14 protein-coding genes and 2 pseudogenes are annotated in these 21,021 nt (G+C 69.0%); 6 read left to right on the forward strand and 10 right to left on the reverse strand.

The window, feature by feature from the left end:
• Positions 1-27 precede the first annotated feature (27 nt).
• The 4 genes from ACLBYB_RS23655 to ACLBYB_RS23670 all read right to left on the reverse strand — a co-directional run bounded on the left by ACLBYB_RS23655 (position 28) and on the right by ACLBYB_RS23670 (position 2,438).
• Complete coding sequence (locus ACLBYB_RS23655; protein ID WP_447700241.1) at positions 28-204, reverse strand: hypothetical protein; 177 nt, start codon at positions 202-204, stop codon at positions 28-30.
• Positions 205-604: 400 nt separating this feature from the next.
• Positions 605-1,117: a hypothetical protein gene (locus ACLBYB_RS23660; protein ID WP_447700242.1), complete on the reverse strand. Its 513-nt coding sequence runs from the start codon at positions 1,115-1,117 to the stop codon at positions 605-607.
• A 435-nt stretch (positions 1,118-1,552) separates the two neighbouring features.
• A complete protein-coding gene (locus ACLBYB_RS23665; RefSeq protein WP_447700243.1) occupies positions 1,553-2,188 on the reverse strand; it encodes a glutathione S-transferase family protein in 636 nt (211 codons plus the stop codon).
• A gap of 40 nt (positions 2,189-2,228) precedes the next feature.
• A complete protein-coding gene (locus ACLBYB_RS23670) occupies positions 2,229-2,438 on the reverse strand; it encodes a hypothetical protein (RefSeq protein ID WP_043759356.1) in 210 nt (69 codons plus the stop codon).
• 268 nt (positions 2,439-2,706) lie between these two features.
• On the opposite strand from ACLBYB_RS23670, the gene ACLBYB_RS23675 reads away from it, so the two are divergent.
• The 5 genes from ACLBYB_RS23675 to ACLBYB_RS23695 all read left to right on the forward strand — a co-directional run bounded on the left by ACLBYB_RS23675 (position 2,707) and on the right by ACLBYB_RS23695 (position 13,191).
• The gene (locus ACLBYB_RS23675) at positions 2,707-3,516 is read left to right on the forward strand and encodes a Crp/Fnr family transcriptional regulator (RefSeq protein WP_447700244.1); all 810 of its coding nucleotides are present in this window, start codon (positions 2,707-2,709) and stop codon (positions 3,514-3,516) included.
• Between the two features lie 8 nt (positions 3,517-3,524).
• Positions 3,525-7,091 carry a PAS domain S-box protein gene (locus tag ACLBYB_RS23680; protein ID WP_447700293.1) on the forward strand — a complete coding sequence of 1,189 codons (3,567 nt, stop codon included), beginning with the start codon at positions 3,525-3,527 and terminating at the stop codon, positions 7,089-7,091.
• A gap of 44 nt (positions 7,092-7,135) precedes the next feature.
• Entirely contained in the window at positions 7,136-7,519 is a 384-nt protein-coding gene (locus ACLBYB_RS23685; RefSeq protein WP_132368166.1) for a response regulator, read from the forward strand.
• A 127-nt stretch (positions 7,520-7,646) separates the two neighbouring features.
• Entirely contained in the window at positions 7,647-10,088 is a 2,442-nt protein-coding gene (locus ACLBYB_RS23690; protein ID WP_447700245.1) for a PAS domain S-box protein, read from the forward strand.
• A gap of 382 nt (positions 10,089-10,470) precedes the next feature.
• A complete protein-coding gene (locus ACLBYB_RS23695; RefSeq protein ID WP_447700246.1) occupies positions 10,471-13,191 on the forward strand; it encodes a PAS domain-containing protein in 2,721 nt (906 codons plus the stop codon).
• Positions 13,192-13,229: 38 nt separating this feature from the next.
• Here ACLBYB_RS23695 and ACLBYB_RS23700 read toward each other — a convergent pair whose 3' ends face one another.
• From ACLBYB_RS23700 to ACLBYB_RS23725, 6 genes and pseudogenes are all read right to left on the reverse strand, one after another.
• Complete coding sequence (locus ACLBYB_RS23700; protein ID WP_447700247.1) at positions 13,230-14,150, reverse strand: molybdopterin-binding protein; 921 nt, start codon at positions 14,148-14,150, stop codon at positions 13,230-13,232.
• Positions 14,147-14,973, reverse strand: a pseudogene (locus ACLBYB_RS23705) (cytochrome b/b6 domain-containing protein). The gene ACLBYB_RS23700 and the pseudogene ACLBYB_RS23705 overlap by 4 nt, the downstream one beginning before the upstream one ends.
• A gap of 140 nt (positions 14,974-15,113) precedes the next feature.
• Complete coding sequence (locus tag ACLBYB_RS23710; RefSeq protein WP_042672433.1) at positions 15,114-15,347, reverse strand: hypothetical protein; 234 nt, start codon at positions 15,345-15,347, stop codon at positions 15,114-15,116.
• A 288-nt stretch (positions 15,348-15,635) separates the two neighbouring features.
• Positions 15,636-17,567, reverse strand: coding sequence for a selenocysteine-specific translation elongation factor (gene selB, locus ACLBYB_RS23715; RefSeq protein WP_447700248.1), 1,932 nt, complete (start codon positions 17,565-17,567; stop codon positions 15,636-15,638).
• Positions 17,568-17,625: 58 nt separating this feature from the next.
• Positions 17,626-19,113, reverse strand: a pseudogene (locus tag ACLBYB_RS23720) (ABC transporter substrate-binding protein).
• Positions 19,114-19,306: 193 nt separating this feature from the next.
• Complete coding sequence (locus ACLBYB_RS23725; RefSeq protein WP_132368173.1) at positions 19,307-19,777, reverse strand: MarR family transcriptional regulator; 471 nt, start codon at positions 19,775-19,777, stop codon at positions 19,307-19,309.
• Positions 19,778-20,159: 382 nt separating this feature from the next.
• Here ACLBYB_RS23725 and ACLBYB_RS23730 point away from each other — a divergent pair, with 382 nt between their 5' ends.
• On the forward strand, positions 20,160-20,987 hold the full coding sequence (locus ACLBYB_RS23730; protein WP_447700249.1) for an outer membrane protein: 828 nt from the start codon (positions 20,160-20,162) through the stop codon (positions 20,985-20,987).
• The last annotated feature ends 34 nt before the right edge of the window (positions 20,988-21,021 follow it).

Here is a 21,021-nt window from a genome sequence, read left to right on the forward strand (position 1 = left end):
ACGGCCCCATTGGATCCCGGCCTGTCCTTACGCGGGACGCTTCGAGTTCGTGACGAAGTTGCGGCTCTGCAGGGCCGATTGATAATAGTCCTCGTCCAGGAAGCGAAGGATCTTCTTAAGGTCGGCCTTGCCCGCCGGCATCGCGATGGCATCCTGCCCGCCGACGCTGACCGTTTGCACACTGATGCCGAAGGTGCGTGCCACCCTCTAGTGGTGGCGGGGTCGACGTTGTCGAGGATCTGGCTCTGGCTGATTAGCGTGACCTTCCGCCTGATCCAGGAGTCCGCGCCGTCCACGAGCGCCTGCGCGTTCGCGAAGTGCACCGTGTTGATCTGAGCGAAGGCCTGCAAGTCGGTCGTGGTCGCCTCGACGTAGTACGCGCTGAGGTCAAAGATCTGCCGCAAGAGGTGGAAGCTGAAGAACTTCAGGCTGCGGCCGATAATAGCCGCCCCAAAGATTCGATTTAAGCCCTCAAAGTCCCGCGCCGGATCAACCTAGAGTGGGCGAGGAGCCGCTGGTCAATCAGGGGCTCCTCGCGTTCGTCCATCAGAGATTTCAGAGGCGACAGCGACGTCAGGCCGCGGTCAATAGGGACGGTCGTCCACTATGGCTTGCCGCTCGGCGCCACGAACGGGTTCCTCTCGGTTGCCGAGCCGTTCTTGGCGTAGCATGCTTCCAGCCGGTCGAGTGCGGCGGCGCTCTTATCCAGCGCCACCTTGATGGTCGCGCCCTCGCCCTTCACGTCCAGGCCGCCGGCGAGCTTCAGCGACTTGAGGAACCGCTCGTCCTTGACTGGCAACGACACCGCGTTGCCGGAGGCGGCGACGTCCGCCTGCAGCGTGGAGGATCCGGCCACCAACTCGACCGGATAGCTCTTCCCGCGCCCGAGCTTCCATTTCGCCGAACTCATCGTCAGATCGAGCCCCGCCGCGTCGCGGGTGAACCGGACCTCGACGCCGTCGTCCGTCGTCCGGGTCATCGTGCAACGGTCGAACTTTTGGCCTTTCGAGACGGCGTCGACCTTCCAGGGACCGATGGCGACGGCATCCGACGGAGCCTCGGCACGGGCTGCGATGGATACAGCCGACATGGCGAGGGCGGCGATGGCAAGGCGCATGTGGGTCTCCCGGTTCCGTGGACGGGACCATCTCATGAGAAGGCAGGGGGTTCCCGGACGCCAAGCCGCCCTCGGCCGAGGTCAAGAACAACAAAGAGACGAGTCTCCCGGTTGAACGCGTCGGCGCGCCGGACCCGCCGCAGCCTACCTCCTGCGCTCGCTCTGCGAGCGGCCAGTCACTCTCCCTCGCCCAGTCCTTTGACATCGGATGACGGGTCGTGCTCGTCCGGAGCCGGCGGTAGGTGAGCCGGCGGCAATCGCCCCGGACTAGGTGGCGTCGGCAGGCCGGCATCCTCGTCCGCCGGCGGCAGTTCGTCGGGTCCGGGCCTGTCACTCATCGTGATGTCTCCCATGATCGCGCCGACGCGACGGGCGTCACGCGTTTCCCCTGAAACTGGGGCCGCCCCTGCCTCCGCGCCATCGCGTTTCGGCACCTCAGGTTTTCGGAACCTCCATGCCGCGCCTCACCGCCGGCCGTTCGCCTACCCGCCCCAGCCAAGCGTGCACGTTCTCGATGTCGGCCAAGGTCCCCTCTAGCGGTTCCTTCAGGAACGACGTGGCCGCCAGCGTCCAGGCGTAGCAGGCCATATCGGCGATGGAGTAGTCCGTTCCCGCAAGGTACGGCCCATCGCCAAGGCGCCGGTCCATGACGTGCAGCAGGCGGTCGGCCTCTTCGGTGAACCGCTTGATGGCCAGCGGCGCCTTTTCGTCGGAACGTACCGCGAAGAAGCCGAGCTGGCCCAGCATCGGCCCGAGGCCGCCCATTTGCCAGTGCAGCCATTCCAGCGCCTTGTAACGGGCAGGCCCCGAGGGGGCGAGGAAGCGTCCCGTCTTCTCGGCGAGGTAGGTGAGGATCGCGCCGCTCTCGAACACCGACAGGGGACCGCCTTCCGCCTCGTCGTCGACGATGGCCGGGATCTTGTTGTTGGGCGAGACCTTCAGGAAGTCGGGCGCGAACTGTTCGTCCTTGCCGATGTCCACCGGCACCACGGTGTAGGGTAGCCCGCACTCCTCCAGCATGATCGGGATCTTGCGGCCGTTCGGGGTCGACCAAGTGTAGAGCGTGATCATGCGGTCTCTTCCGTCTCGCGGCTTCCGTAGGTTCCAAACCCTATCGCAAGGTCGGGGATTCGCCGGGCTTGAGGTGGGGATCGCCGCCATCGGGACCGCCGAGCGACACGTGGTCGTTGAGGCGGCCGAGGTGTTCAAAGACATGCTCGAAGGCATCGGTCACGGCCCGCTCGAAGGAGCCGTCTCCCTTGCCCTGTGCGTCCCTCAGGGCGCTCAGCAGCGCGCGGTGCTTCTCGGTATCCGTCGACATCGCGGTTCTCCCAGTTGGCTGTTGATTTGGCTCAGAAGGCCAATTTGACCGCGCCGTGCAGGTTCCCCAGGGCTTCCGTGGCATCCCCTTTGGTGACCGCTCCGGATCGGACGAGGCTCTTCGCCCAAGCGCGCCGTCGCCGTCGGCGAGCCGACGAAAAAGTCGCGCCCGTCATCCGGTTTCGGCATCAGTTGTCAGGTATCGGACATCTTTGCGCCAGGAAGTCCGCTAGTGGACAACCCGACCGCTGGCGCCGCGACCATTCCCCGTGAATATCCGAACCTCGTCCACCATCGACGGCAACCTGCTGCTCGAAGCCCTCGATGCCGACGACCGCGCCCTGTTGGCGCCGCACGCCGAGCGCCGAGAGGTCCGTCGCGGCGACGTACTGTTCCGCGCCGGCGACGACGTCAGCCACGTCACTTTCCCTTCCCACCATTGCGTCGTCACCCTGGTCGTGCCGCTCATGGACGGGAAGTCGGTCGAGACCGCCACGGTCGGTCGCGAAGGCGCCATGGGGGGCGTCGTCAGCCACGGCTACCTGCCGGCGTTCGGGCAGGCGGTCGTCCAGGTCGGCGGTCCGGTCATCCGGATCGACGCCGCCCGCCTGTCCGAGGCCAAGCAGGCCTCGAAGGGCGTCCGCGACCTGTTCGTGCGCTACGCCGACTGCCTGCTCGCCCAGGTCCTGCAATCGGTCGCCTGCAACGCCGCGCACACCATCGAGCGGCGATGCCTGCGCTGGCTCCTGACCCTGCAGGACCGGATCGGCACGCCCGAATTGCCGGTCACCCACGAACTCCTCGCCGACATGCTCGGGGTGCGTCGCGCCTACCTCACCGAGGTTCTCGGGCGCATGCAGCGCGACGGCCTGATCACCATCGGCCACGGGCGCATCACCCTCCCGGACCGGACGCGCGCCGAGGCCGGCTCGTGCGAGTGCCACGCCGCAGTTCGGCGCCACTTCGAGGAGGTGATGGGTGCCGTCTACGCGCCCGGCGGTCGCATTGTCGCCGTCGATGTCGGTGACCCGGATCGGCTGCGGCCCCCGTCCGCGCTCGTCAAGGACGCGACCCCGTGAACCAGGTGATGCGCCCCGCCCGGATCGAGGAGGACGTGCGGCTCGGCGCGCTCGCAGCCTTCGACATCCTCGACACCCCACCAGAGCGCGGCTTCGACGACATCGTCCTTCTCGCGCAACGCCTCTGCGCCGCGCCCGTCGCCCTAATCAGCTTGGTCGACCGCGACCGCCAGTGGTTCAAGGCGCGCGCCGGCTTCCCGCCTTGCGAGACCGACCTCGACCGTTCGGTGTGCAAGTTCGTCCTCACTGAACCCGGCGTCCTGCAGATCCCGGACCTTAAAGGTGACCTGCGCACCCGCGCCAACCCGCTGGTGACCGGCGAGCTGCACCTCCGCTTCTACGCCGGCGCCCCCCTGCGCACGCCCGAGGGGCAGGTGCTCGGCAGCCTGTGCGTGATCGACCACGTACCGCGCCCGGGCGGGCTTACCCCGGAGCAAGTCGAGGGCCTGGAGGCGCTCGCCCGGCAGGTCATGGACCAGCTCCTGCTGCGCCGGTCACTGTCGGATCGCGACCGCGCCGTGCGCCAAGGCGAGGCCGTCGCGGTAGCCCTGGCTGGGGTCGCCGCGGCCGGCGGCGACCTCGACGAGAGCTTCCGGGCGGTGCTGGCGGGCGCGATGCGCGCCGTCCCCACCGCCGACGCCGGCACGGTCGAGATCCGCCAGGGGGATTTTCTCGTCTATCGCGCTGTGACGGCCGGCCTCGCGACGCATCTCGGCCTTCGCGTTCCGCTTCGGGGAAGCCTCGCGGGTGCCTGCTACCGGGAAGGCGTCCCGCTTCTCGTCCCCGACGTCCTGAGCGATGACCGGGTCGAGCCCGAACTGGCCCAGCGGCTTCAACAGCGCTCGTGCATGCTGGTGCCCGTCCGCCGCGGCGGTGTCGTGGTCGGTGTCCTGAAGTTGCAATCGAGCCGGCCGGAAGCGTTCGCGGAGGCGGATTTGCAGGTGCTCGGCGTCCTCGCCGGCTCCGTCGCCTCCGGCCTTGCAGAGGCTGGCGAGCGGGCTGCTAACCGAGCGGCCGCCCTGACCGAGTACCGGCGCCGGGCGGTGTTCGACAGCGCACAGGACTACGCCATCATCCTGCTCGACCTCGACGGCCGGATCACGGACTGGAACGCGGGCGCGACCCGCATCCTCGGCTGGCGTCCCGAGGAGATGTGCGGTGAGACCGCCGACGCCTTCTTCACCCCCGAGGACCGGCGCGACGGCATCCCGGCGATGGAGATGCAGTCGGCTTTGGAGACGGGCACCGGCGTCGACGAACGCTGGCACCTGCGCCGCGATGGCGAGCGGTTCTGGGCCAACGGCGAGATGATGGTGTTGCGCGACGAGGCCGGCGTGGCCATCGGCTTCGTCAAGATGCTGCGCGACCGGACGGAGCAGAAGGAGGCCGCCGCACGCCTCCAGGAAAGCCAGGACCGTTACCGGCTGGCGGCCCGGGCGACGAACGACGCGATTTGGGACTGGAACCTCGCCACCAACCACGTCCTGTGGAACGAGGCCCTGACCGAGGCCTACGGCCATGCGCCCGAGACGGTCGAGCCGACCGGCGAGTGGTGGATCGCGCAGGTCCATCCCGAGGATCGGGCGCGCATCGACGCCTCGATCCATGCCGTCATCGACGGCTTTGGCACGACCTGGACGGACGAGTACCGATTCCGCCGCGCGGATGGCTCCTACGCGCACGTGCTCGACCGCGGCCACGTCATGCGCGACGCCGAGGGCCGGGCCTGCCGCATGATCGGCGCCATGCTCGACCTGAGCGCGCGCAAGCGGGCCGAGGATGCCATGCGCGAGAGCGAGCGGCGCCTCGGGCTTGAGCGCGGCCTGCTGGAGGCGATTTTCCGCCAGGCCCCGGTTGGCATCTCCATCGCCGGGGCCGAGGACGGCATGCCGTCGTCCCTGAACGCCAAAGCCGAGGAAATCCTCGGCCACGGGATCGGGACGGAGGGTGACGCCCGCTACGTCTCCTACGGTGCCATGCACCCGGACGGGCGTCGGTACGAGGCGGTGGAGTATCCAACCCTTCGCGCCCTGCGGAAGGGCGAGACGGTGCGCGGCGAGGAGATGCGCTACCGCAACGCCGCGACGGGCGAGCTGCGCCTCTTGGAAGTGTCGAGCGGACCCGTACGCGACGCCGAGGGCGCGATCCAGGCCGCGGTGACCGTGCTGGTTGACGTCGGGGACCAGCGCCGGGCCGATGCCGAGACGCGCCGGCTCGCCGCCCTGGTCGAGCAGAGCCAGGACTTCATCGGCTTGGCGGCGCCAGACGGGAGCGTCGACTTCGTCAACGAGGCCGGCCGACGCCTCATCGGCCTGCCCGACCTCGCCGCTGCCAGGGCCATGCCCATCGTGGACTACTTCGTGCCGGAGGAGCGCGCGCGCGTCCTCGACGAGGTGCTGCCGGCGGTCGAGCGGGACGGCTTCTGGGAGGGCGAGCTCAACTTCCGTCACGTGGTCACGGGCGCTGCGGTCCCGGTCCTGTACAACCTCTTCCCCGTGCGCGACGCCGACGGGCGCAAGCTCGGCTACGGCACCGTCACGCGTGACCTCACGGAACAGAAGAAGGCGCGCCAGGCTCTGCAAGCCAGCGAGGCGACGCTGCGCGCCGTGCTCGACACGGTACCGGTCGGCATCCTGTTCGCGGAGGCACCGTCCGGTCGCATCGTCGCCGGCAACCGTCGGCTGGAGGAGATCTTCCGCCATCCGATACTGCCGTCGCCCAACACCGACAGCTACGGCGAATGGGTCGCCTTCCACGAGGACGGTCGGCGGGTCGCTCCAGAGGAGTACCCGCTCAGCCGCCTCATCCGGGAAGGGGTCGAGCACGCCGAGATGCGCTGCGAGTACCAGCGCGGCGACGGTACCCGGCTCTGGATCGAGATCGCCGGTGCTCCGATGCGCGACGACGCCGGCGTGGTGGTCGGCGCGGTCGTCGCGGTCGCCGACATCGACACCCGCCGCCGGGCCGAGGAACGGCAGGACCTGCTCAACCAGGAACTCTCGCACCGGATGAAGAACCTGCTGGCGATGGTGCAGGCCATCGCCGCCTCGACCCTGCGCGGCGCCACCGACATGGACGCGGCGCGGGACGTCCTCGGCAGCCGGCTGGTCGCGCTCGGCAAGGCGCACGACGTACTTCTCGGGGGCGCTACCGAGAGCGCCTCCTTGGCGGCGGTGGTCCGGGAAGGCGTCGGCGTCCAGGAATCGGCCAGTCGGCGTGTCGCGTACGAGGGCCCGGACGTCGAGATCGGCGGCAAGGCCGCGCTGTCCCTGGCCCTGACCCTGCACGAGCTGACCACGAACGCGGTCAAGTACGGTGCGCTATCGGTGCCCGACGGTAAGGTCTCCCTGACGGCCTCGCTGGTCGGGCCGGAGGACGCGCCGCGCCTGCGCCTCGTCTGGACCGAGCGCGGGGGCCCGCCGGTAGTGCCGCCATCGCGAAAGGGGTTCGGGTCGCGCCTGATTGAGCGCGGTCTGACGGCGCAGGTCAACGCAGACCTCTCGCTCGACTACCGCCCGGAGGGAGTGGCTTGCGTCGTCGAGGCGGCGCTGGCCGATTTTCAGGCGCTGGCCTGACGTCGCGGCGCAACGAAGGGTCGGGCGGGCCGTTGCCGCTTGCCATGACCGATGCTCCGAACGCGAAGACGGCCCTGGTGGTCGAGGACGAGATGCTCTTCCGCCTGGAGGTCCGCGACCTCCTCGAAGCGGAGGGTTACGCCGTGGTCGAGGCCAGCAACGCCGCACAGGCGCCGGAACGGTTCGGCGACGGGGTCATCCTGGTGGTGACTGACGTGCGCATGCCGGGCACGATGGACGGCCTGGCGCTCGCGCGCGAGATCACCCGCCGTCGGTCGGACGTGGCCGTCGTCGTGGTGTCGGCACAAGTGACGCCTCGCCCCGAGGCCTTGCCCGGGCACGTTCCCTTCATCGAACGCCCATTCATTGAAAGCCGCTTCCACGCCGCCATCGACCGGGCCGTGTCGGCGAGGACCGCAAGCCGATGACGACATCGACTTCCTCTTCAGCCAAACCGAACGAGGCCTTGACCCGACCAAAGGCCGCATCCGATTTCCGTCCCGTCGCCCCCGAGGGCGTTGGTCCCCGCATGGACGCCCTTTAGAGATCCAGGCCATGAGCATTGAGGATCTTCGGGGGGAAGTGGAGCGGCTGCGCCTGCGCGAGCGCGAGTTGTTGGCGGAGGTTGCCCGCCTGCGTGCCGGTCGGGAACCCTACGCACCTTCGACCGCCAGCGAGGCCGGCGTCGGGACTCTCAGGCCCGATCTGCTGTTCACCGCCGCCGACAAGACGCGGATGGCGATGATCGTCACCGACCCGAACCTCCCCGACAATCCCATCGTCTTCGCCAACCGCGCGTTCCTGGAACTCTCCGGGTACGCGGCGGAGGAGTTGATCGGGCGCAACTGCCGCTTCCTCCAGGGTCCGGAGACCGACCCGGCCCACGTCAAACGCATCCGGGATGCCATCGCGGCACGGCGGGACGTGGTCGTGGAGTTGTTGAACTACCGGCGCGACGGCAGCCCCTTCGTCAACGAGCTCTACGTCAGCCCGGTCTTCGGCCCGCACGGCGAGCTGCTGTTCTTCTTCGGCAGCCAACTCGACCTCACGCGTTTCCGTGAGCAGGAGGGCAACGCCGTCCGGCGGGGCGCCTCCTTCCGCAGCCTGCTGGAGGACGGCGAGGCCGGGTTTTGCATCATTGAGATGCGGTTCGACGGGGAAGGCCGGGCCGAGGACTACCGCTTCGTCGAGGTCAACGCCGCCTTCGAGCGCCAGTCCGGGCTCGCGAACGCCGAGGGCCGATGGATGCGCGAGCTCGAACCCGAGCTTGAGCGGCACTGGTTCGACACCTACGGCGAGGTCGCCCGCACGGGACGCGACGCGCGGTTCAGGGGCGCGGCGTCCCGGCTGGGGCGCGTGTTCGACGTGCATGCGGTGCGCATCGGCAGCCTGGTGCAGAACCGGGTCGCCGTGCTGTTCGAGGACGCCACCGTCAGGCAGGAGGGCGAGGAGCGGCGAGAGGCCCGGGACCGCGACAACCTGGTCGAACGCGACCTGGTCTGGCGGACGAGCCGCGACCTGCTCGTCGTCTGTGGTCTCGACGGGAGTATCCGCGCCGTCGGCCCGGCCTGGACCGAGACGCTCGGCTGGCCGGCCGGCAGCCTCGTCGGGGTGCGCATCGACAGCCTCGTGCATGCGGACGACCAGGAGGCCGCGTCACGCGCCTTCGAGATGCTGCGCGCTGGCCTGCCCCTCTCCGACTTGGACGTCCGCTTCAGGACGGCGGACGGCGGCCACCGCTGGATCTCGTGGAACGCCATCCCGCAGGGGGACCGCTTCCACGCAACCGGCCGGGACGTGACCGAGCGTCGGGCCCTTGAGGAGCAGTTGCGGCAATCGCAGAAAATGGAAGCGGTCGGGCAGCTGACAGGCGGCGTCGCGCACGATTTCAACAACCTGCTGACCGTCATCAAATCCTCCACCGACCTCCTGAAGCGACCGAGCCTGAGTGAGGAGCGCCGGAGCCGTTACGTCGACGCCATATCCGACACGGTCGACCGTGCCGCCAGGTTGACCAGCCAGTTGCTCGCGTTTGCGCGACGGCAGGCGCTGCGCCCGACCGTATTCGATGCCGCGCAGTCGGTGGCCGCCATCGCCGACATGGTGCGCACGCTCACGGGCGCGCGCATCCGCGTCGAAACCGACACCAATGCCGGCCAGGATGCGGACGGCGAGCGGCTGCCCTGCCATGTCGATGCCGACCCGAGCCAGTTCGACACCGCGCTGGTAAACCTCGTGGTGAATGCCCGCGACGCGATGCAGGGCGAGGGTCGGTTGCGCATCGCGGTCAGGCGCGCCGACCGCATCCCGACCTTGCGCTCGCACCCGGCAGTGCCGGGCGACTTCGTGGCCGTGTCGGTCTCCGACACCGGCGGCGGCATCGAGCCTGACTTGCTCGAACGCATCTTCGAGCCGTTCTTCACGACGAAGGGCGTTGGCCACGGCACCGGGCTGGGCCTGAGCCAAGTGTTCGGCTTCGCCAAGCAGTCGGGCGGCGACGTCGCGGTCGATAGCAAGGTCGGCGCCGGGACCACCTTCACCCTGTTTCTCCCCCGCTCCGCCGATGGCTGGGCTCGGGAACCCGCGCGGGACGATCCTGGCCCGCTGCCCGAAGGCCACGGCACCCCGGTCCTGGTCGTCGAGGACAACGTCGAAGTCGGCGCCTTCGCCACGCAAGCGCTCGGCGAACTCGGTTACCAGGCCGTCTGGGTGAAGGACGCTCAGGCCGCCCTGGCGGAGATCGAAGCTTCAGGCCAGCGGTTCGAAGTGGTCTTCTCCGACGTGGTGATGCCCGGCATGAACGGGGTCGACTTGGCCAGGGAGATCCGACGGCGGTGGCCCTACTTGCCGGTCGTTCTGACCTCCGGCTACAGCCACGTGCTGGCCTTCGAAGGCACCGACGGCTTCCCGCTGCTGGGCAAGCCCTATTCGGTGGCCGACCTCAGCCGGGCCCTGCGCAAGGCCCTGCGGGAGCGGTTGGCACTGACGTTCGGCTGACGGGTGATACACGCGGTTGAAAGCGTCGGCCGAGTGCGCATCCGCCAGGGACCGCGCGCGTTGTCGTCCGGCGCCCGCCGTACGCGCCAAGGGGACAACGCCATGCAATCGGACACGCCACGCCCGGGAGACGAGCCGTTGCCACCTATCGGCGACCCGCCGCCGGACCCGGCGCCGCCCGAGGGCGATCCGCCGACGGAGCCGCCAGCACCCCAGCCACCCGGTCCGATCAACGCGTCCTGACCGCACGCGCCGCTGCGGTCGGCCTCCATTTCCGACCGTGCCGCCACATCATTGAGTTTGCGTCTTCCGACCCGTCGCGGGCGAAGCGGTCGGAAACTATCGAGCCATCATGCGCGCACCCACACTGGACCCGGGAACGATGTCCCGCGACGAACTGGAAGCCGAAGTTCGCCGGTTGCGTGGGCATTCGGCCTCCCTCGCGCAGATGTTCGAGCAGGCCCCGAGCTTCATCGCCCTCCTGAGCGGCCCCGAGCACCGCTTCACGCTGACCAACGCGGCCTACCAACGCATCGTCGACGGTCGCGACGTGGCCGACCGTACCGTGGCGGAGGCACTGCCGGAGGCTGCCGCCCAGGGTTACGTCGACCTGCTCGACGAGGTGTTCCGCACCGGCCGACCTCACACGGCGACGGGTGCCAGGCTCGATCTCCAGCCCGTCGCGGGAGGGGCGATCACGGAGCGCTACCTCGACTTCATCTATCAACCGGTCGCCGGCCCGGATGGGCGGGTCGAGGGCATCTTCGTCGAGGGCCACGACGTCACGGAGCGAACACGCGCGGAGGTCGCTCTGCGCGAGAGCGAGGCGCGCTACCGGACCCTGTTCGAGAGCATCGAGGTCGGGTTCTGCATCGTCGAGATGAAGTTCGAAGGCGAACGCGCCATCGACTACCGCATCGTCGAGGCCAATCCCGCCTTCGTCGCGCAGACCGGAGCAGACGTCGCCGGCAGGTGGGTGAGCGAGTTCGCGCCGAACCTGGAACGGCACTGGTTCGACACCTACGGCCAAGTCGCGCTGACCGGCGAGCCCGCCCACTTCGAGCATTACGCCGACGTGTTCGGGCGTTGGTTCGACGTCAGGGCCCTGCGCACCGGCGAACCCTCCGCGCACCGGGTCGCAATCTTTTTCTCGGACATCACCGAGAGGCGCCGTGTCGAGCAGCGCGCCGAGGCCGGCGAGCGCGAGTTGCGCCTTATCGCTGACGCCCTTCCGGTTCTCATCGCCTTCATCGGCGCGGACCACGTCTACCGCTTCGCCAACGAGGCCTATGTCGACTGGTTCTTTATCCCCGCAGGCGAGATCGTCGGCAGGGACGTCCGGGACCTGCTCGGGCCGGACGCCTACGCGGCACGTCGGCCGTACATCGACCGGGCCCTCGCGGGTGAACCTGTCACCTTCGAGATGGACTGGCCCCACCGCGACGGGCGCCACCGCGTCGCCGAGATCCGATACCTGCCGCGCCGGGACGCCGACGCTCGCGTCGACGGCTTCCACGTCTTCGTGCAGGACGTGACCGTTCGGGTGCAGACCGAGGCCGACCTCGCCCGCCAGGTCGCCGCCCGGACCGCCGAGCGCGACCAGATCTGGCAGGCCTCGTCCGACCTGCTGTGCGTGGCCAACTTCGAAGGCTACTTCGTCGGCCTCAACCCGGCCTGGCCGCAAACGCTCGGGTGGACCGATGCCGAGATGAAGGCACGCCCGTTTCTCGATTTCGTCCACCCCGACGACGTCGAGGCGACCGTGGCGGCGGCGGAGGGTCTGTCGCGCGGGGAGGCGCAGCTCACGTTCGAGAACCGCTACCGCCGCAAGGACGGCAGCTACGTCTGGCTGTCCTGGAACGCCGTGCCGCGCGACGGGCTGATCTACTCGTCCGTACGCGACGTGACCGAGAGCAAGCGGCAGGCCGAGGCGCTGGCAAAGACGGAGGAGGCCCTGTGGCAGTCGCAGAAGATGGAGGCGGTCGGACAACTCACCGGCGGCCTCGCGCACGACTTCAACAACCTGCTCGCGGGCATCTCAGGCTCGCTGGAACTCATGCAGACCCGGATGTCCCAAGGGCGGATGGGTGACCTCGACCGATACATGACCGTCGCCCAGGGCGCGGCCAAGCGGGCTGCCGCCCTGACCCACCGCCTGCTCGCCTTCTCCCGCCGCCAGACTCTCGACCCGAAGCCCACCAACGTGAACCGCCTCGTCACCGACATGGAGGAGCTGATCCGGCGCACCGTGGGCCCGGCCGTCCACCTTGAGGTCGTCGGCCTCGCGGGGCTGTGGCCGGCGCTGATCGACCCGGGGCAATTGGAGAACGCGCTGCTCAACCTGTGCATCAACGCCCGCGACGCGATGCCGGACGGCGGTCGCATCACCATCGAAACCGCCAACCGGTGGATCGACGAGGCCGGCGGCCGCCAGCACGATCTCGCTCCCGGCCAGTATCTGGGCGTTTGCGTGACCGACACCGGAACCGGCATGGCGCCGGACCTGATCGGAAAGGTGTTCGAGCCGTTCTTCACCACAAAGCCCACCGGCGAGGGCACAGGCCTCGGATTGTCCATGGTCTACGGCTTCGCCAAGCAGTCCGGCGGGCAGGTGCGGATCTACTCCGAGGTCGGCGAGGGGACGATGGTCTGCCTGTACCTGCCGCGGCACTACGGCGAGGCCGACGAGGACGAGGTGACCCGCAGGCTTGCCGAAGTGGAGCAGGCCGGCCAGGGCGAGACGGTGCTGATCGTGGACGACGAGCCCTCCGTGCGCATGCTGGTCACCGAGGTGCTGGAGGATCTCGGCTACACCGCCATCGAGGCCGCCGACAGCGTCGCCGGGCTGAAGGTACTTCAGTCGGACGTGCGCATCGACCTGCTAGTGACCGACGTCGGCCTGCCGGGCGGGATGAACGGGCGGCAGATGGCCGACACTGGCCGTGAGCGGCGCCCCGACCTGAAGGTGCTGTTCATCACCGGCTACGCCGAGAACGCCGTTCTGGGGAACGGCTATCTCCGACCCGGCATGCAGGTCCTGACCAAGCCGTTCGTGCTGGAGACGCTCGCCACCCGCATCAAGGAGCTCATCGCGGAGCGCTAGCCGCGGCGTCTGACCGGTCGTCCGTTCGCCGCAGGAGATCAGATTCCGGCATACCAGGCGTAGCCCTGGTCCTCCCAGTAGCCACCCTTGCCCTCGCCGATGTCGGCGAAGCTCTCCACCACCTCGATGCGCATCACGTATTTGGCCTGCTTGTAGCCGAGGTTGCGTTCGAGACGCAGCCGCAGGGGGGCACCGTTCGACACGGGCAGGGCTTTTCCGTTCAGCTCGTAGGCGAGGATGGTCTGGGGGTGGAAGGCGTCCACTAGGTCGATGCTCTCGTAGTAGCGAACGGGCGCGTCGTCGCCGGTGGAGGCTCCCTCGGCGCCCTGCTGGCCTCCGGAATCCCGCTTGTCCTCACCCTCGCCCGATTGCTTCGTCATCGCGGGGTTGGCGTTGCCGCCGGACGAGGCGTCCACCGTCCCGTCACCCTCGGCGCCATCGTCCTCGCCCTGGTCCATTGTGTCGGCGCAGCGGAACACGACGTAGCGCGCCTGCGGTTTGAGCCGTGCCCGGTCCAGGATCTCGGACAGTGGCAGGCCGGTCCACTTGCCGATGCAGCTCCACCCCTCGACGCAGTCATGCCGGGTGATCTGCGTCCGGCAAGAAAGCTTGCGCAGCTCGGCCAGGGAGAGCTTCAGCGGGGTCTCGACGAGGCCGCCCACCTCCAGCCGGTAGTCTGCGAACTTGCGCCGCGCCAGCGCCTTGTAGGCCTTGTCGGGCGGGTCGTCGGTGCCGTTCGGCTTGAACCATGGTGAGATGTCCGCCTCGGCGTACTCGGGCGCGAGCGTCCGCTCAGTGAGGAGCAGCCGTTGCACGAACTGGTTGGCGTCCTCGCCGGTTTTGAGCGTGCGCCGGAACCAGTCGGCCTCGCCGAGGCGGTCGCAGCCCCCAAGCATCGCGGTGCCGGCCGCGGCGGTGGCGCCGAGCAGGAGAGAGCGTCGGCTGGGAGGCTGGATCATGCGCGGTGCTCCCGGACATCATCCCCCGCCGCGGGCTCGATCCGACGCTCGATCACGAACCAGCCGGTGAGCATGCCGCGCATGTTGTTCCAGAAGCCCGACAGCACGACGAGGGCGACGTGGACGACGACGAACAGGACCAGCAGGGCCGCGACGACAAAGTGGACGGTCCGCGCCGACTGCCGCCCGTCGAACAGCGTCAACAGGAACGGGAACGCCGCGTCCATCGCGGGCGACATCGCCAGGCCGGCCAACACCTGCACCGGCAGCAGCACGAACAGGACGACGGCGTAGGTGAGCTTCTGGATGACGTTGTAGCGCTTAGCCTCGTCCCCTTCAGGGAAGCGCAGCGTCAGGTGCTCGCGAACCGAGACGGCGAAAAATGCCGGACCTGGTCGCGCTGCGGGACGACGCGGAAGCGCAACTGCCCGCTGAACAGGCCGTAGAGCAGGTAAAGGGTGCCGTTCAGGACGAAAGCCCAGGCGAAGAAGAAGTGCCAACTGCGGCTGCCGGTGAGGTCCTGGTCGCTCGGCAGCGTCAGCCACGACGGGAAGCCGCGGTCGGCCGCCTCGCCGTCCGCGCTGGTCGATGAGCCGAGATAACCGGTGGTGTCGAACGTGTGGCCCAAGACCGTCGTCACGCCCTTGGGCGGGTCGTCATCGGTCTGGGACATCGCCAGCAGCGGCGTGTCGAAGGTCGAGACCTTGCCCCAATACAGGGCCGGGTGGGCGTTGAAGATCTGCAGGCCGCTCGTCAGCAGAACGAGGAGGCAGAGGGCGTTGACCCAGTGGGTGATCCGGATGACGGCGGGGTGCCGGAACATCCAGCGCCGATGCTCGACCTCGCCGGTGTCAGGGGCGGAGCGCGTCAGGTAGGTCCGTGGCACGTGGGCGACGTATCCTGGTGAACCGCGGGGCGCGGCGACCGGCCCGAAGGTCGAGCCGCCGCGTGCGGGATGGTTACTTACATGCGGTTCATCATCATCTTCCGCTTCATCATCCGGCGCTTCATCATCTTCTTATGCATCATGCGCTTCTTCATCATCATGCGCTCGCTGTGCGTCATGCGGACCTGGGTGACGCCGGCGGGGGCCGCCTGAAGGCCGTTCGGGCCCATCGGGGCGGCCGAGGCGGCACCGGTGCCGAGCGCGAGGCCGCCGAGGACCGAGGCGGCGAGGGCGAGGGCGGTGATCTTCATTCGATGTCTCCTGTACGGGGAAGGAATCCCCTGTCGCACAGGGAGGCAAGGCGATGCACCCGCCGTAAGTTCCTGATTTTCTGAATAAATTACCTGCGGACGATGGCCGTCAGGCACGGTTTTGGGGGCGCCGAAGCGAAGCCTCGCGCCGCGCCCTGGCCGGGCGTATGCCCGCCCGTACGAAGGCGTGTCCTGAAAGGTTTCAGCTTGGGCCGGGAAAGGCGTCCCTGCCGTCATGCCGACGGTGGCATGACGGTGGGATCAGGTCCCGACCCGCCGTGCGCGGCGTCATGCCAGTTCGATGGGGGCCAGGACGCGCCAATCGGTGCGGATGCGCCGTCCCGCCTCGATCCGCACCGTGAACCCCCGTCCATCGAAGAACTCCAGGAGCGGCATGGTCAGGTTGCGGCCGATGCCGGCCGTCTCGCGAAATCGCCCGACCGTCAGCAGGCCCTCGGGATGCTCCCGCGCCACCGCGTCCGCGATGCGCGCCAGTTCGGCGACGGCCTCCGGCAGCGCGTAGTAGCTCTTCGAGACACGCACGAGCCAGCCGAGGCGGCCGACCTTGTCGAGGAGGCGGCGGAGTTCGTCGGGCTGGCGGCCCACGCGCTCGGCGAGCACGGTGAGGCGGGGCTGGTCCAAGCCCGCCTCCTCCAGCACGGCGCGAACGGTATCGTAGACGACGGCGTCGGCCGGACGCAGGCGCGCCACGTGGCCGGGCAGGTGCAGGAGCGCGCCGCGTCGCAGGACCCGTTCCGTCCGGACGAGGCCGTCGAGGGCGGCCGGGAGGGCCGGACGGTCCCCGGCCTCCAGCGTCGATGCGATCTCGTCGTGAGCGAGCCCGGGGTTGTCGGGCTGTGCCATGTGGGTCCGGGCGAGTTCGGACACCACGCGCGCGGCCAGCGCGGCGATCCGCGAACCCTGGAACGCGAGCCGCGAGCCATCCTCCGCGACGACCGCCCCCGCATCCGCGACGAGGGCGTCCAGCGTCGCCGCGGGCAAATTGCGCAGTCGGGCGAGGCGGGCGAGGTCGACCCCGGGTCCGGAGGTGGCGAGGAGGCCTCGGAGGGCGCGGCCGTCATCCACGGTGTCGAGCGCCGCGACGACCGCCCGGCGTTCCGGCGTCCAGAGGCCCCGGCGCGGTCCGTCCACGTCGAGCACCCGACCGCCCCCGAGCGTACGCACGGCCGAGACGTCGCGCAGGACGAAGCGGTCCCCGGCCAGGGCGCCGATCTCGCGGTCGAGCGTGATCACCGCCCGGGCGGTCGCGCCCGGTTCGACCGACCCAGTCCCGGGGAGCAACAACCGTCCCGTCACCGCGGCCGCCCCGAGATGGAGATGCACCGAGGTACGGTGGCGCAGGGGCCGACCCTCGTGCGGCAGCACGCGCACGGAGACGTCGAGGCGGGTCGCCGGGCCGTGCAGGTCCGGCGCCAGGACCCATGTGCCCCGACCCACGTCGTCGAGGGACAACCGGGGACCGGCCAGGTTCAGGGCGCAGCGCTCCCCGGCGCGCGCTGTCTCGGCCACCGCGTCGTGCACGCGCACGCCGCGCACCCGGACCTCGCGCCCGCCGGGGGAGACGAGGAGCCGGTCGCCCACGTGGACCGTGCCGGCATGCACCGCGCCGGTCACGACCAAGCCGGCACCGGGCACGGTGAAGTGCCGGTCGACGGCGAGCCGAAAGCCGCGGTCAGCACCGGTCGGGACGCGGGAACCAGCCGTGGCCTCCAGCAGGCGTGCGAGGTCGTCGATGCCCGACCCCGTCAGCGCCGAGCAGGCGACGACCGGTGCCTCCGCGAGCCCGGTGCCGGCGAGGAGGGCGTGGATCTCCGCGGTCACCGCCGCGATGCGCTCCGGGTCGGCGCGGTCGGCCTTCGTCACGGCGACGATGCCGCGGTCGAGGCCGAGAAGGTCGAGGATGACGGCGTGCTCGCAGGTCTGCGGCATCACCCCGTCGTCGGCCGCGACCACCAGCAGTGCGCAGGACACACCGGTGGCGCCCGCCACCATGGTGCGTACCAGGCGTTCATGCCCCGGCACGTCGACGAAGCCGAGCGGGACCCGCAGGCGACCGTCCCGCGGCGCGTAGGCGAAGCCGAGGTCGAGGGTGATGCCCCGGGCCTTCTCCTCGGGCAGCCGGTCGGCGTCGATGCCGGTGAGCGCCTTCACCAACGCGGTCTTGCCGTGGTCGATGTGGCCGGCGGTGGCGACGATCATGCGGCCTTCTCGTCCGCGGAAGGAGGCGGCGCGGGAGCCCCCCGCGCCGCCTTCCGCCTCAACCCTTGATCCGGGTCTCGGCGAGTTCGGACATGCAGGTGTCGTAGGGCGTGAACGCCACCCGGTCCGACACCGCGAACAGGGTGAACGGCGAGTACAGGAACAGGGCCTTGGCCTCTTCCTGTAGGTAGCGCTCCACCTCGCGCACCACACCCTCCGTCCCGGTCTCCGGCGTATGCAGGAGCTTGTCGTAGAGGGCATCGAACCTCGGGTCCTCCGGACCCTGGCGCAGGGTCGCGTCCTTCCCGAAGAACTCCCGGTGCACGCAGGCCACCGGATATTGCGGCGTCCAGTCGAAGTACCATTCGAGCTTGACGTCGAACTCCTCCGGCAGGTTGCCCCGGTCGCTGACGAAGCGGCAGCCCAGGCCGACCTTGGCGAGGCACTGGCCGATGGCCTCCACCACGCCCTTCCAGGCGGGCGAGGCCACGAAGACCAACTCCCGCCCCCCGAGGCCCAGGCCGTCGAGTGTGCGCTTGGCACCCTCGGGGTCGTGTAGCATCGGCTTCATGTCCGGGTCCGCGCCGTAGCGGCCGGGCTGGATGAAGGCCGGGATCACCGTGCCGTAGCCGTGCGCTCCGTGCTCCAGCACGAAGGCCTGGTCGATGGCGAGGTTGAGCGCCCGGCGGGCCTCCGGGTTGCGCCAGGGCGAGTCCGGACGGTTCTCGTTGAAGACGCCCGTCAGGATCGTCTTCGCCTTCTTCGTCTGGATCTTGCCGTGCTCGCTGGCCGGGAAGGCGTGCGCCTCCTCCGGCGTCAGGTCGAACACCACGTCGACCCGGCCGTCACCGGCCGCCACCGACTTGATGCCCTCGGCCTTGCCGATGACGTTGTCGTAGACGATCCGGACCGTCGGCCTGCGGGCCGGGTTCCAGTACGTCGGGTTGGGCTCCATGACCACGCGGTCGGAGCGGCTATCGATGAGCGAGACGCCCTCGGTGAGCACGAACGGGCCAGTCCCCCACGGACCAGGCGCGTCGATGACTCACCAATGACCTTCGGCCGAACCCGTCTTCGGGTCGACGAAGCCCCACTCGTTCCAGAACCGCGTAGACGGTAGGTGCATGCCGCGCAGCTTCATCAGCGCCGCGGAGTCCCCGCCGGGGAAGCGCATGCGGATGGTGCGGTCGTCCACCGCCTCGCAGGTCACGTCCCGGGCAAAGTTAAGGAAGGCGCCCGGCGGGTGCGGGTTGGTCCATTCCTGGACCTTGTCGAAGCCGAGCTTGAACATCGCCGCGTTGAACGGCTCGCCGTCCTGGTAGACCGCGTCCCGCATCGTGAGTTCGAGGGTCTCTCCGTCGAGCCAGCGCCAGCTCTCGGCGAGGCTCGGCTGGCCGATGCCGTTGTGGTCGACGCGGTTGGCCTCCTCCATCGTGTTCCAGGTGATGGAAAGCCAATTCACCGGCGACGGGTCGACCACCGTCACCGTGTTGTGGGGCCACCAGGGCTGGCCGCCCCCCGGATCCCCGGTCGCTTGCGCTTCCATGTCTCCTCCTGTGTTCGACCCGCGTGGCGTGCGGGCATCGTCCGGCCCATCGCGAGCCGACAAGTTGGAGGGCACCGGCAATCACGCAGGGCCCTCGATAGATCCGCCCGGGTCGCCGGCCATCCCGCCGTCGAACCCACGCAGGAAAAGTTCGCCTCCGCAGGGAGCATCGCCGCCTGCGCGCGATGCATCCTCAGTCCGGGTCGTCGTCCCGCGCCATGCCCGTCGCGGCGACGCGGTCGGCGAGCTCCTTCAACTCCTGGCGCAGGTCGGCGAGGTCGCGGTCGCCTAGCCCGGTGCGGCAGACGACGGCCTGCTGAGCCTCCGAGACCCTGACCTCCAACAACCGGCCCGTCTCCGTCAGGGCGACGAGGACGATGCGCCGGTCCTCGGCACGGGCGCGAGTGACGAAACCCGCCGCCTCCAACCGGTCGACCAGGGGCGTGATCGCGCTGGACGTGAGTTGCAGCCGGGCAGCCAGGTCATGCACCGCCGTAACGCCGTCCTGCCACAGCGCCAGCATGACGAGGTATTGCGGGTAGGTCAGCCCGAGTTCGCCCAGCAGCGGGCGGTAGGCGCGCACGACAGCGTTCGTCGCGGCGTAGAGGGCGAAGCAGAGCTGGTCGTCAAGCCTGAGCCCAGGCTGCTTAGTCGATGTCGCCATTGAGCGGCGCTCCGTTCAGACCTGAATCATTCACGCGTGAACGATGCTGTCAACCCGTCGGTTTCCCTGGCCGCACCCGAGAACGACACCGGCGCGCAGATCGCCCGAATGCGCGGCGATTGGGTCGGCAGGACCGGAAATGGTGAAAGCTTGGCACGAGAGAGCAGGGAGATGGATTAAAGGCCAGCCTGAGACGTTTATATTGCCCTCAAATAGATACGGCAATGTCGTTGCCGTCTTCCGGTCGGCTCTACTTAGTCTAGCCGGCATCAGAAAATGACTTGAAGCAGCTTTGGTTCGGGATGTGACTTGGATGGTACATCGGCGCGCTGCGTTATTGTCTAACTTGCGGCGCGATTGGTGTCAGGAACAAGAGATTGCTGTGATTAAAAACCTGCTTGGTATTCTGGTTGCGAGCACTGCTCTGACCGGCGCCGCCTCGGCCGCCGACCTGCCGCGCCGCGCCGCCCCGCCGCCGGTGTTCACCCCTGTCCCGGTCTTCACCTGGACCGGCGCTTACTTCGGTATCAACGCCGGCTACGCCTACACCGAGTCGGACACGATCCGGACCGTCGGCATCGGCGCCCTTCAGAGCAACGTGAACAACCTGCTGCGCAGCCCGGCCGTCCGCCTGCCGCAGGACGGTTTCTCTGCCGGTGGTCAGGTCGGGTACAATTATCAGTTCACCCCCGGCTCCGGCATCGTCGTCGGTATCGAGGCTGACGCCCAGTACATGGATCTGCAGCGCACCGGCGTGCAGTCGATCTTCCGTCCGGCCTTCAACCCGAACGTCCTGACCAACACGTACCGGACGGACCTGAGCTTCCTCGGCACCGTCCGCGGCCGGGTCGGCTACGCCTTCGACCGCGTGTTCGTCTATGGCACCGGCGGCTTCGCCTACGGCGACGTGACCCAGCGCGTCGGCTTCCAGACCGCCGCGCCGCTGACCTATTTCGGCAGCCGCTCGCGGATCGATACCGGCTACGCCTACGGCGGCGGCATCGAATACGCCTTGCCCACCGACTCGTTCCTGAACTTCTTCCGGTCGAACGCCGTGACGATCAAGGCCGAGTACCTGCGCTACGACCTCGGCAGCCACAACCTGCTGGTCGGCTCCGTCGGCGGCCCGGGCGTCGGCTACATCTCCCGCTTCCGGACCGAGGGCGCCATCGCCCGCGCCGGCCTGAACTTCAAGTTCGGCTCCTACTGAGATCCGGTCGAGCTGCTCCCGGCCTGCGCGCCGG

The organism is Methylobacterium sp. D54C, assembly GCF_053345595.1.

Coding starts and splice junctions, on each gene's coding strand:
- selB (WP_447700248.1), bottom strand. CDS start 17,567: ATGATCGTCGCCACCGCCGGCCACATCGACCACGGCAAGACCGCGTTG.
- ACLBYB_RS23725 (WP_132368173.1), bottom strand. CDS start 19,777: ATGGCGACATCGACTAAGCAGCCTGGGCTCAGGCTTGACGACCAGCTC.
- ACLBYB_RS23690 (WP_447700245.1), top strand. CDS start 7,647: ATGAGCATTGAGGATCTTCGGGGGGAAGTGGAGCGGCTGCGCCTGCGC.
- ACLBYB_RS23685 (WP_132368166.1), top strand. CDS start 7,136: ATGACCGATGCTCCGAACGCGAAGACGGCCCTGGTGGTCGAGGACGAG.
- ACLBYB_RS23665 (WP_447700243.1), bottom strand. CDS start 2,188: ATGATCACGCTCTACACTTGGTCGACCCCGAACGGCCGCAAGATCCCG.
- ACLBYB_RS23700 (WP_447700247.1), bottom strand. CDS start 14,150: ATGATCCAGCCTCCCAGCCGACGCTCTCTCCTGCTCGGCGCCACCGCC.
- ACLBYB_RS23695 (WP_447700246.1), top strand. CDS start 10,471: ATGTCCCGCGACGAACTGGAAGCCGAAGTTCGCCGGTTGCGTGGGCAT.
- ACLBYB_RS23660 (WP_447700242.1), bottom strand. CDS start 1,117: ATGCGCCTTGCCATCGCCGCCCTCGCCATGTCGGCTGTATCCATCGCA.
- ACLBYB_RS23710 (WP_042672433.1), bottom strand. CDS start 15,347: ATGAAGATCACCGCCCTCGCCCTCGCCGCCTCGGTCCTCGGCGGCCTC.
- ACLBYB_RS23680 (WP_447700293.1), top strand. CDS start 3,525: ATGCGCCCCGCCCGGATCGAGGAGGACGTGCGGCTCGGCGCGCTCGCA.
- ACLBYB_RS23670 (WP_043759356.1), bottom strand. CDS start 2,438: ATGTCGACGGATACCGAGAAGCACCGCGCGCTGCTGAGCGCCCTGAGG.